Below are 10,866 nucleotides of genomic sequence, written 5' to 3'. Positions count from 1 at the left end.
GGTCAGTCCGGCCCGCAGCGGCGGGCCGGCGAGCGAGGCGGTGTGGAGGGTCTCGAACGTGGCGCGCTCGGCCGGGCCGGTGCCCAGCTCGCGCCGGCCGCGCACGACCCGCCACAGCACCCACCCGGGCACGCCGACGAGCACCGCGACCACGGCGACGCCGACGACATACTCCACACCGCCGGAGCCTACGCCCCTCCGCTCCCGCTCCCCCTCCCGGCACCTCACCCCCATCGTGTGTGGGCGGGGTCAGGGGGAGGCGAGCGCCTCGGCGATCGCGGCGGCGCAGGCGCGGGCCTCCTCGTCGGAGGCGTAGGTGGTGCGCGGCCAGAAGAAGCCGCGCAGCCCGTCCTTGCGGTTGCGCGGCACCACGTGCACGTGCAGGTGCGGCACGCTCTGGCTCACCCGGTTGTTCAGCGCCACGAACGTGCCCGCGGCGCCGGTCGCCCGCTCCACGGCACGGGCGACCGCCTGGACCCGCTCGAAGAACGGCCCGACGTCGGCCAGGTCGGCGAGCGTCTCGACGTGCGTCCTCGGCACCACCAGCACGTGCCCCTTGAACACCGGCCGGCGGTCGAGGAAGGAGACGGCCACGTCGTCGGAGTGGACCACGAACGCGGGCCGCTCCCCCGCGATGATCTCGCAGAACAGGTCGGTGCTCACCGGCCGACCCTACCCCGCGGCCGCGTCCCTGCTGCCGGCTCGGTCCGCGAACGCCGTCCAGCTCGTCATGTTCGGACCCGACCAGGTGGCAGGCGCGTGCAGGAAGTGCTCGCCCACGTGCCGGGCGAGCCGCTCGGGCACCTCCGCCGTCTTGCCGCCCCGGCAGTGGTAGACGAGCGCGCCCTCGCGCTGCCCCATCGCCATCCACGGCAGCCACGGCGAGACCCGGCACCAGGAGAACACGCTGGGCACGTCGGCCACGCCGGAGTCGAGGTCGCCGGCGCGGGCGAAGAACTGGAACAGCTCCATCGCCCGGTACGTGTCGCTCGCCGAGTTGTCGGGGTAGTCGGCCACCTTGAGCGGCGAGGGGTAGGCCAGGCGGACGTCCACGTTGAACACCACCTGGTCGCCGATCCGCGTGACCGGCACCGGATGGCCGCCGAGGCGCTGGTTGACCGGGTCGTTGAAGACGTGCTGGACCTCGACGGCGGCGCCGGTGAACGGGTTGTCCCACACGCCGAGGATCTCCCTGGTGCGCGGGTCGAGGTAGGCCGCCGCCTCGCGGGTGAGCAGCTGCCATCCGCCCTCCGCCTCGACGGCCCTGGCCACGTTGACGCCCTCGAAGCCGAACAGGTGGTGGGGGCCGTCGTCGGGCCGCCAGCCGTACACGTCGCCGGTCCACCACGAGATCGTCTCGGCGCCGTCGGCCGACGCGCGCACGCGAATGAAGTCCATGGAAGGCAGCCTTTCCGACCCGCCCTCCGCGATCAAGCCCGTGCGCTTGCGCGCCGGGACCGCGTTCCGCTCAGCGGACGGTCAGCTCGAAGACCGCCTCGCCGGACAGCCTCTGGCTCTCGCCGGTGGGCGGGGTGGTGGCGCCACCGCAGCGCCAGCAGTCGTAGAGCCTGATCCGGGTCTGGCCGGGCCGCTTGGTGTTGAAGACGAAGTAGCTGGTGCCGTCGCGGTCGTGCGGGTGCTCCTTGCTGATGTAGGAGGCCACCAGGGGGTCGGGCACGGCCACGAGGGTCCACTGGTCGCCCGCCTTCGGGTCGTCGGGCACGGCGAGCGAGAAGCGCCGGCCGGCGCCGAGCTCGACCGCGACGGTGGCGCCCTTGGCGCCCTCGACGACGGTGCCGAGGTCGCTGACCGCCGATCCGCCGCCGCACCCGGCCAGCAGCGTGACCGCCAGCAGGGGCGCGGCCGGCGCCGCCCGCGCCACTCTCCTGGCCGCCTCGGGACGCATCACTCGGGCAGGTTATCGGGCTCCGGCTCGTCCCGGGGCACGGCGTACGGTTCCTGTTCCGGGGGTCTGCCCTGGGCGATGCCGCGCTGCCTGACCAGCTCGGCGTCCAGCTCCGCGCCGAACAGCAGGGCCATGTTCGACAGCCACAGCCAGATCAGGAAGACCACGACGGCCGCGAGGGTTCCGTAGGTCTTGTCGTACGACCCGAACCGGCTCACGTAGAGCGCGAAGCCCGCCGAGACGATCACCCAGAGGAGCACCGCGACGAGCCCGCCCGGGGTGACCCAGCGCACGCCGGGCTGGCGCACGTTCGGCGCCGCCCAGTACAGCACCATGATCAGCCCCGCCGCGACGAGCGCGATGACGGGCCACTTGACCACGTCCCAGACGGCCACGACCGTGCCGCCGACGCCGAGCGTCCGGCCCGCCAGGTCGGCCAGCCGCCCGGTCAGCGTGACCGCGATGGCGCCCACCGCCAGCAGCACCGTCACCAGGATGGTGAGCCCGAGCCGCAACGGGGTGATCTTCCAGAAGGGGCGGCCCTCACGGATGTCGTAGATCTGGTTCGTGGCGCGGATGAAGGCCGCGATGTAGCCGGAGGCAGACCAGAGCGCGACGGCGAGGCCCACGATCGCCACCAGGCCGGCCCTGCCGCCGCTGCGCTGGACGCCCGCCAGGCCCTGCGTCAGCAGGTCGCGCACCTCGGCGGGCGCCAGCACGGTCAGGTGGCCGACCAGCACGGCCGTGTCGTCGTGGCCGAGCAGCCCGAACAGTGCCACCAGCACGATCATGGCCGGGAAGACGGACAGCACCGCGTAGTAGGTCAGCCCGGCGGCCAGGTCCTGGACACGATCTTCCCCGAACTCGGCGAACGTGCGCTTGAGCACGCTCCACCAGGCCCGGCGCGGAAGTTCGGCGGGGGTGTCCGGGGTGGCCGTGTCCGGGGAGGTCAAGGCCTACCTGCTCCGGCCGCGCCTGGTCCGCTCGCCCGCGCGCCGCGCCATCCTGCGCAGCACGAACACGGCGATCGTGCCGGCGGCGGCGATCAGCAGGACGGGCCGCTTCCTCGCCTCCGTGGTGACCTTGTCGGCCGCGTCCTTGACCTGGTCGGGGGTGGCCTCGCGGACCTTGTCCGCGACCTCCGCGGCCTTGCCCTTCGCCACCTCGGCCGCTTCGGTCGCCTTGCCCTTCGCCACCTCGGCCGCCTCGGCCGCCTTGCCCTTCGCCACCTCGGCCGCTTCGGCCGCCCTGCCCTTGGCCGCTCCGGCCGCCTCGGTCGCCCTGGCCTTCACGTCCGCCTTGTGGGTGAGGGCCGACACGGTCTGGCCGAGGTCGTCACGGGTTTCCTTGATCCGGTCGCGCACGAGTTCCTCCTCGTTGTCGATGTCTGGGTCCTTCCGCCGCGAAGGCGCCGCCTCCGGTTCGCGGGACCGGGGGCCGGTCTGCGAGCGGGCCTCGACCTCGCGGGCCTCGATCGCCTCGGTGCGGTCGTCCGGCAGCGGGGGCTCGGGGTCGAACGTCGAGTGCTCCAGCCGTTCGGCCTCGGCCCGCAGGGCGTTCTCCTCCGCACCGGGCCTGGTCTGGGGCACGTTGATCGACTCGTGGTCCGTCGGCGCGCCCACCGTCTTCCTGTGGGCTCCCACCTCCCCGGCGTGCTCCCTGCTGTAGCCAGGTTCCTCACTGCCGTATCCGGGATCCGTCTCGCTCATCGCCGCACCTTCTCCTTGACCGCGTCGATGTCGGCCTTGACGCTCGCGATCGTCTCGCTGGGCACGGGCGGGGTGGCCCGCTTCACCTGGGCGCGGCCCACGAGACCCAGCACCGCCGCGAGGACGAACAGCACGACGGCCACGATCACCGCGGCGATCCACCCGGGCAGCACCAGGGAGAGAAGCAGGATGACGGCCGCCACGAGCGCGGCGGCGCCGAAGAACGCGACCATGCCCGCCGCGCCGAACAGGCCGGCGCCGAATCCCGCGCGCCTGCCCTTCTGCGCGAGCTCCAGCCTGGCCAGCCGCAACTCGTCCTTCACGAGCCGGGAGACCTGCTCGGAGAGGTCGTTGACCAGCTTGTGGGTGTCGTTCACGTCGTCGCCCTCCTCTGATGAGGAACGCGACTACCCAGCCGGCCGGCTTTATATCGCTTTGAGCGTCACCGCTTGGGGGCGGCGCGTAGCAGGAAGTCGATCACCGACAGGACCGGCGACTTCTCCGTCTCGCACCAGTTGTCCGGCCTGCGCGGCTTGCTCCACGGGGACGGGAGCTCGCACGAGGGAGCCTGCGGCTTGGGACGCTCGCACCACGATCCGGGAGGATTCATGCCCCCACTGTACGCGCCACCGGGCGCTCGCCGCGGGGCTTGAGCGCCCTAACGGTCCTGGAACGAGGACGGCACCATCACGCGCACCCCGTTGGGCACCACCCGCAGGCGGATGGGCGTGCGCAGGCGCACCTCGCCGTCGACGTCGGCCGCCATCGGCGGGTCGGTCTCCAGCAGCATCTCGCGGCCCACCACGAACGGCCCGCCCGCCAGGCTCCGCCAGCGGCCGGTCGTGGCGCGCGCCAGCGTCTCGCCGAGCAGCCGCAGCTTCTTGCCCGAGCCGAGCTGGTAGGCGACGAGCATGCCGTTGTCGATGCTGATGTCCTTGGCCACCTGCCAGCCGCCGTGGAAGCGGCCGTTGGCGATGTTGAGCTGGTGGGTGAGCAGCTCGTGACGCTGCCCGTCGACCGTGATGACCGCGCGGAACGGCCGGTGCCCCGGCAGGATCGTCAGCGCGGTGAGCGGGTAGGCGGGGCGGCCCAGGACCCGCTTGAGCCACGGCTTGACCTTGCCCGCCACCTCGACGGACACGCCGAAGCTGGCGAGGTTGGCGAACGGCCGGTCGTCGGCCATGCCGAGGTCGATGTCGGCGACCTTGCCGGTGGCGAACACCCGGATCGCGCCGGGCAGGTCGAGCGGCAGGCCGAGACTGCGCGCGAAGTTGTTGGTGGTGCCGAGCGGCAGCACGCCGAGCGCCACGTCGCGGTGGGCGACGTGGCGGACGGCCGAGGAGAGCGTGCCGTCGCCGCCGCCCACGATCAGCAGGTCGGGCCGGGTGGCGAGGGCAGTGTCGAGCAGGTCGCGCAGGCGCTTGGGGTTGTAGACGCCGATCTCGGCCAGCGGCTCGAAGCCGAGGGCGTGGATCTGCTCGATCACCTCGAAGTAGTGGCGCCTGCCGCGGCGTGAGCGAGTGTTGATCACCAACGCCACCCGGCGGTCCGTGCGGATCGCCTCGGTGTGCTCGGCCTTGGTGCGAAGTGCGCTCATGGTCATCAATGTTAGGTGCACAAGCCGCTACCTGAGGCCGCCCGCTGAACGCGGACGACCTTAGGGCCGCCGGGGAGTGGCCCGGCGGCCCCGTGTGTCACTTCTTGGGAGGGATCACCTGGATGATGGCGCCCAGGTTGCCCGGCAGCGGGCTGACCAGTTTGAACTGGACGCCCAGCGCCTTGCCCTCGTCACCGGGGTCGCCGGTGCCGAGCTTGTGGCCGCCCCCGACGTCCCTGCCGTACAGCTCGGTCGCGGGGGTGCCGTCGAGGTGCACCACGCGGGTGCTGTACTGCTGGTCGCCCTTCGACGGCACCACCACGGAGGCGTCGAAGTCGCGGTAGAACAGCGTGCCGTCCTGCACCTCGAAACCTGGATACCAGGTCTTGGCGTCGGTGAAGTCCGGCACGCCCTTGAGCGGCGCGACGTCCGTGCAGTATTCGCTGAACGGCTCGTCCGGCGCCTCCAGGCACTCCTTGAACGGGTGGGTCCTGGCGAAGGAGAACGCCGCGTTCGAGGTCTGCGTGCGGCCCTCCATGTTCTTGTGCCTGGTCGGGTCCTTGCCGGCCGCGGGACCGGTGCGGCGCAGTGGGTCGAAGTGCGAGTCGACCAGCAGGAGGCTGCCCTTGGAGCCGATGCTGGGCGGCAGTTGCAGGTTGGGGACGAGGGAGTTGTTGGTGAAGGTCGAGTCGCGGTACCAGACCAGCAGGCCGGGCGCGTTGTACTTGACCTTCTCCACCTTCCAGGCGCCGTCGCGCGAGTACGTGGTGTCGTAGGCGTACCGCAGGCCCTTGTCGAACCCGTCGAAGTTGCGCCATTCGGCCAGGTAGAAGCGGGAGAGCTCGCGGAAGCCGTTGTTGACGGTCCAGCCCTTGCCGCTGGTGTTGGTGAAGGTGCCGCCGGTCGCCTTCCAGCCGTTGGCGCCCGCCTCGACGTCGTCGCTCCACGCGGCGGCGCCGCCGTTGGTGAGCTGGAAGTCGTCGGCGTGCCAGCCGCGCGGGGTGAAGGCCGCGTCGGTGTTGTACGTGAGCCGCAGCTTGACGCTCTTCCCGGCGAACGGGGTCAGGTTGACGTAGTCGTGCCGCCAGCCGCCGGTGTTGCCGGTGAGGCCGTACTTCTTGCCGCCGAACGTGGCGAGGTTCTTGTTGGGGTCCGGGTAGCCGTCCGGCGTGGTGACCTCGTTGCCGGCCTCGTCGAAGACCTTCTGCTGGGCCCAGGTCTGGCCGCCGTCGGCGGACACCTCGACGAAGCCGTAGTCCCAGTCCTGCTCGATCTCGTAGTTGTTCCACATCCAGAGGCGGACGTCGGCCCCGGCGGGGACGGGCAGGTCGCGGGTGAGCGTCACGTTGGCCCACTCCTGGTCCATGCCCGACCACCAGGCGCCCGTGCCGCTGTGCGGGTCGAGCATCTTCAGCGGCGAGGAGGCGAGGTTCACCCGGACGCCGTCCTGGGTGAACCTCGGCGTGCGGGAGGACTGGCCGACCGTGACGAGCCTGGCCGCGTCACCCGGGTCGAACACCTTGGGGTCGGCCCAGCCGAGCACCCACTTGTCCCACAGGCCCATGTGGGCGGGCATCGACTGGAAGATCGGCCCGGAGTGGGATCCGCTCGACATCAGGTCCCAGAAGTCCACGGCGGAGCTGGCCGCGCCGGAGGTGTCGTAGAGGTCGGGCAGGCCCAGGTCGTGGCCGTACTCGTGGGCGAAGACGCCGACGCCGGAGTCCTCGGGCTGCACGATGTAGTTGGAGATCTTCTTGCCGGCGCCCGGCACCGCGTAGCCGCCGGCGACAGCGCTGGCGTGCGCCCAGATGGCGTACGTGCCCTCGGCGCCCCCGTCGGCCGACTTGTCCTTGCCCGCGTGCACGAGGACGAGGTGGTCGATGACGCCGTCGGGCTCGGCGAAGTTCCCGTCGCCGTCGGCGTCGGAGACGTCCTCGACGTCGTAGTCGGCCCAGGGGAAGGAGGGCTGGGCCTGGGCGAGCGCGTTGACCGCGTCGATGGCGAGCTGTCCGGCGCCGCGCGGGTTGTCCGGGTGGCCGGACATGTCCTGCGGCGCGCCACCGCAGGCCGCGGCGCCGTACCACGCCTCGGAGTGCGGGGCCTTGATCCAGCCGACCGCGGAGCCGGTGACGGAGTAGGCGCCCTTGGACATCTCCTCGTACATCTTCTTCAGCGTGAAGCCGGAGACGTCGATGCCCGGCCTGCCGTCGCGCGGGTCCTTCAGGTCGGGGCGGACGCGCTCGGTGATGCCGGTGTCGCTGTAGAGCATCTTGTTGAAGTGCCCGGTGCTGAAGTCCTTGACCCAGAAGGTGTTGTTGTCCTTCTTCGGCAGCGTGGCGGGATCGGGGATCTTGTTGTGCGGCGGGCCGTTCAGCTTGGTGCCCGCCGGCTCGACCACGCAGTCGTCGGGCGCGCTGTCGACGGTGCGCAGCCGGTTGAAGCCGGAGAAGTCGTCGTTCGCGTTCTCGTTGAACTCGACGAGCAGCGTGAGGAGCTTGGCGGTCTTCGCCTGTGTGGCGTTCTTGAAGATGAACTCGGCCGGGTTGCGGCCGGTCCGGATGGCCTGGTTCTCGCGGGCGGCGAGCACCCTGGCGGCGGTGGGGTTGCCGCTGGCGAACTTCCGGTCGTACTCCTGCGCGGGGGCCTGAGCGCGGGCCCGCCTGCCGGGGACGGCCGGGTCGGGGGGATCGGGCTCGACGCGGGGCGGCGCGTAGTTGATGTAGTAGTCGGACGCGCTGGGCTCGTACCTCGCCACGGAGCTCCCGGCGGCCGAGGGTGGCGGGGTGGGCGAGGCCGCGGGGGAAGCGGTGAGGCCGGCGGCGAGCAGCGCCGCGGCCGGGATCGCTGATAACAGGCGTTTAGTGCTGGACACCGGAGACCCTCTCTGCCCGGGATCACCGGGCGCATGACAAAGGAGAGTGCGATGTCCGGACCGTAGATCGTCAGTAAAGGCTCCGTAAAGCGCGCAATGGAGACGTGATGGATTTGCGACATCCACATCGCGGAGCGGTTCCTGCGGGGCGGCCCGCGTCTTCTGTCCTCCGGATCCGACTATCCTTCGTATCCGACCCGATCGGAGGAGAAGATCCCGTGAACGCTCAGCGCGACTACGCCGACCTCGTCCAGCGTGGGCTCACGCTCGACCTGACCCGTGGCAAGCCGTCCCCGCGCCAGCTCGATCTCTCCAACGACATGCTCGGACTGCCGTCGACCTACCGCGCGGCCGACGGCACCGACGGCCGCAACTACGGCGGCCTGCAGGGCCTGCCGGAGCTGCGCGCGCTGTTCGCCCCATTGCTCCAGGTGCCCGCCGGGCAGCTCGTCGTGGGCGGCAACGCCAGCCTCGCCATGATGCACGACACGATCGTGCACGCCCTGCTCAGCCCCGTGCCCGGCGCGGCGCGCCGCTGGGTGGAGGAGCCGGAGATCACGTTCCTCTGCCCGGTTCCCGGCTACGACCGCCACTTCACGATCTGCGAGCGCTTCGGCATCAAGATGGTGCCCGTCCCCATGGGCGCCGACGGCCCCGACATGGACGTGGTCGAGCGGCTCGTGGCCGCCGACGCGAGCGTCAAGGGCATCTGGTGCGTGCCGAAGTACAGCAACCCGTCCGGCGTCGTCTACGGCGACGAGACCGTGCGCAGGCTGGCCGCCATGCCGGCCGCGGCCCCCGATTTCCGGATTTTCTGGGACAACGCCTACGCGGTGCACCACCTGACCGGCACGCCGGCCGAGCTCGCCGACATCCTCGCGCTCTCCGCCGAGCACGGCCACCCCGACCGGGTGTTCGTCTACGGCTCCACCTCCAAGGTGACGCTGGCCGGCGGCGGGGTGGCGTTCTTCGGCTCCTCGCCGGCGAACGTCGAGTGGTTCCTGGCCAACACCGCCAAGCAGTCCATCGGCCCCGACAAGATCAACCAGCTGCGTCACGTGGAGTTCCTGCGCGACGCCGAGGGCGTGGCCGCGCACATGCGCAGGCACGCCGAGCTGGTCTGGCCCAAGTTCGAGCTGGTCGACCGGGTGCTCGCCAAGGAGCTGGGCGGCCTGGCCTCCTGGACCAGCCCGAAGGGCGGCTACTTCATCAGCCTGGAGGTGCCGCACGCCGCCGAGGTGGTGGCCAGGGCCAAGGCGGCGGGCATCGCCCTCACCCCGGCCGGCGCCACCCACCCCTACGGCAAGGACCCCGACGACCGCACGATCCGCATCGCGCCCACCTACCCCGACCTGGAGGAGTTGGAGCAGGCCATCACCGGCCTCGCGGTGTGCGTCCGGCTGGTCGCGGACGAGCGCGGCTGATCCTGCCGCCGTCGGCGCCGCGGCCGTGTCGTCAGACGACGCGGCCGCGCCCCCGGCTGAAGCCGAAGATGTACTCGCGCGTCTCGCTGGGGTGGAACGAGACGCCGACGCCGGGTTCGAAGACGACGTTGTCGCGCGGGCAGTAGCACAGGCCCTCCCACACCTTGAGCGCCTGCTCCCGCGCCGGGGCCTCCGCCACGTCCCGCTTGCGCGCGCCGTACGAGCCGAGCACCTGCAGCAGGCCCAGAGCCCAGAACAGGCCGGTCAGGCAGAACGGCGCTACCAGCACCTCTCCCCAGCCCGAGTCCTTGCCCATGGCGATCACCAGCGCGACCACGAGGTGCGTCAGCGCCGCGACGCCGAGCAGGATGTAGCCCTGGTTGCGCGACCAGGGCATGTAGTGGCGGCTGGGGAACGACAGCCAGACCGCGAGCTGCGTGCGGCTCATCAGGTGCTTGGACGCGCCGAGCGCCGCCGCGGTGGGCAGGTCGGCGACGTCGCGCGCGCTGGGCAGCCGGACGCGGCCGATGCGGTACGTGGTCCCGGCGGCGACCGCGCCAGGAACGGAGATCACCTGGTCAGTCTTGGTGCACACCGGACACGTCACTGTCACCCGGGCAGTTTGGCGTTAAGCCTCGTTACAAGCAAACCGTAAGGTTCTTCATGTGAGACCCATCGACGCCTTGCTGAGCGCCCTGCCGGAGGGGCGTGTCCTGACCGATCCCGACGTGGTCGACTCCTATGCGCGCGACCGCACGTTCGTCGAGCCGGGCAAGCCCCTGGGAGTGGTGCTCGCCGCCTCCCGCGACGACGTGGTGGCCACGATGCGATGGGCGACCGGGCACCGGGTGCCGGTGGTGCCGCGCGGCGCGGGCACGGGCCTGGCGGGCGCGGCCACCGCGGGCGACGGGACGGTCATCCTGTCGCTGGCCAGGATGACGGCGATCAAGGAGCTCTCCCCCGCCGACGAGATCGCGGTGGTCGAACCCGGCGTGATCACCGCCGACCTGGACAGGGCGGCCAGGGAGCACGGGCTCATGTACGCGCCGGACCCGTCGTCGTACGAGATCTCCACGATCGGCGGCAACCTGGCGACGAACGCGGGCGGGCTGCGCTGCGTGAAGTACGGCGTGACCCGCGACTCCGCGCTCGGGCTGGAGGTCGTGCTGGCCGACGGCCGGATCCTGAACACCGGCCGGCGCACCATGAAGGGCGTCACGGGCTACGACCTGACCGGGCTCTTCGTCGGCTCAGAGGGCACGCTGGGCGTGATCACCTCGGCCACCGTGCGGCTGCGCCGGGCGCCCGCCGCGCCGCCCGCGACGTTCGCGGCGGAGTTCGGGTCGCCGCGCGAGGCG

Annotated in this window: 12 protein-coding genes; 2 read left to right on the top strand and 10 right to left on the bottom strand. The window is 71.6% G+C overall.

What is annotated here, in order from left to right:
- Positions 1 to 249 precede the first annotated feature (249 nt).
- The 9 genes from DQW85_RS15950 to DQW85_RS15915 all read right to left on the bottom strand — a co-directional run bounded on the left by DQW85_RS15950 (position 250) and on the right by DQW85_RS15915 (position 8,084).
- Complete coding sequence (locus tag DQW85_RS15950) at positions 250 to 663, bottom strand: HIT family protein (protein WP_113701097.1); 414 nt, start codon at positions 661 to 663, stop codon at positions 250 to 252.
- A gap of 9 nt (positions 664 to 672) precedes the next feature.
- Positions 673 to 1,398, bottom strand: a complete 726-nt coding sequence (locus DQW85_RS15945) for a DUF1838 family protein (RefSeq protein ID WP_113701096.1) — start codon at positions 1,396 to 1,398, stop codon at positions 673 to 675.
- Positions 1,399 to 1,468: 70 nt separating this feature from the next.
- Positions 1,469 to 1,906 (bottom strand): protease inhibitor I42 family protein, encoded by a 438-nt coding sequence (locus tag DQW85_RS15940; protein ID WP_113701095.1) that lies wholly within the window; start codon positions 1,904 to 1,906, stop codon positions 1,469 to 1,471.
- Positions 1,906 to 2,859: a YihY/virulence factor BrkB family protein gene (locus DQW85_RS15935; protein WP_113701094.1), complete on the bottom strand. Its 954-nt coding sequence runs from the start codon at positions 2,857 to 2,859 to the stop codon at positions 1,906 to 1,908. The genes DQW85_RS15940 and DQW85_RS15935 overlap by 1 nt, the downstream gene beginning before the upstream one ends.
- A 3-nt stretch (positions 2,860 to 2,862) precedes the next feature.
- Positions 2,863 to 3,615: a DUF3618 domain-containing protein gene (locus DQW85_RS15930; protein WP_113701093.1), complete on the bottom strand. Its 753-nt coding sequence runs from the start codon at positions 3,613 to 3,615 to the stop codon at positions 2,863 to 2,865.
- On the bottom strand, positions 3,612 to 3,992 hold the full coding sequence (locus DQW85_RS15925) for a phage holin family protein (RefSeq protein WP_113701092.1): 381 nt from the start codon (positions 3,990 to 3,992) through the stop codon (positions 3,612 to 3,614). Before DQW85_RS15925 ends, DQW85_RS15930 begins: the two co-directional genes overlap by 4 nt.
- A gap of 65 nt (positions 3,993 to 4,057) precedes the next feature.
- Positions 4,058 to 4,225 carry a hypothetical protein gene (locus tag DQW85_RS44525; RefSeq protein WP_162795030.1) on the bottom strand — a complete coding sequence of 56 codons (168 nt, stop codon included), beginning with the start codon at positions 4,223 to 4,225 and terminating at the stop codon, positions 4,058 to 4,060.
- Between the two features lie 48 nt (positions 4,226 to 4,273).
- Positions 4,274 to 5,212: a diacylglycerol/lipid kinase family protein gene (locus DQW85_RS15920; protein ID WP_113701091.1), complete on the bottom strand. Its 939-nt coding sequence runs from the start codon at positions 5,210 to 5,212 to the stop codon at positions 4,274 to 4,276.
- Positions 5,213 to 5,309: 97 nt separating this feature from the next.
- Entirely contained in the window at positions 5,310 to 8,084 is a 2,775-nt protein-coding gene (locus DQW85_RS15915) for an immune inhibitor A domain-containing protein (RefSeq protein WP_113701090.1), read from the bottom strand.
- Between the two features lie 218 nt (positions 8,085 to 8,302).
- On the opposite strand from DQW85_RS15915, the gene DQW85_RS15910 reads away from it, so the two are divergent.
- Positions 8,303 to 9,508, top strand: coding sequence for an aspartate aminotransferase type Ic (locus DQW85_RS15910; protein WP_240197211.1), 1,206 nt, complete (start codon positions 8,303 to 8,305; stop codon positions 9,506 to 9,508).
- A 31-nt stretch (positions 9,509 to 9,539) separates the two neighbouring features.
- Here the strand turns inward: DQW85_RS15910 and DQW85_RS15905 are convergent, their stop codons facing one another.
- Positions 9,540 to 10,082: a hypothetical protein gene (locus tag DQW85_RS15905; RefSeq protein ID WP_162795029.1), complete on the bottom strand. Its 543-nt coding sequence runs from the start codon at positions 10,080 to 10,082 to the stop codon at positions 9,540 to 9,542.
- Between the two features lie 91 nt (positions 10,083 to 10,173).
- On the opposite strand from DQW85_RS15905, the gene DQW85_RS15900 reads away from it, so the two are divergent.
- A partial coding sequence (locus DQW85_RS15900) for an FAD-binding oxidoreductase (protein WP_240197210.1) occupies positions 10,174 to 10,866 on the top strand: 693 nt, incomplete at its 3' end.

The organism is Nonomuraea lactucae, assembly GCF_003313395.1.
Classification (GTDB): domain Bacteria; phylum Actinomycetota; class Actinomycetes; order Streptosporangiales; family Streptosporangiaceae; genus Nonomuraea; species Nonomuraea lactucae.
Note: the sequence above shows the minus strand (reverse complement) of the source record. Positions and strands in the feature narration are given on the sequence as shown.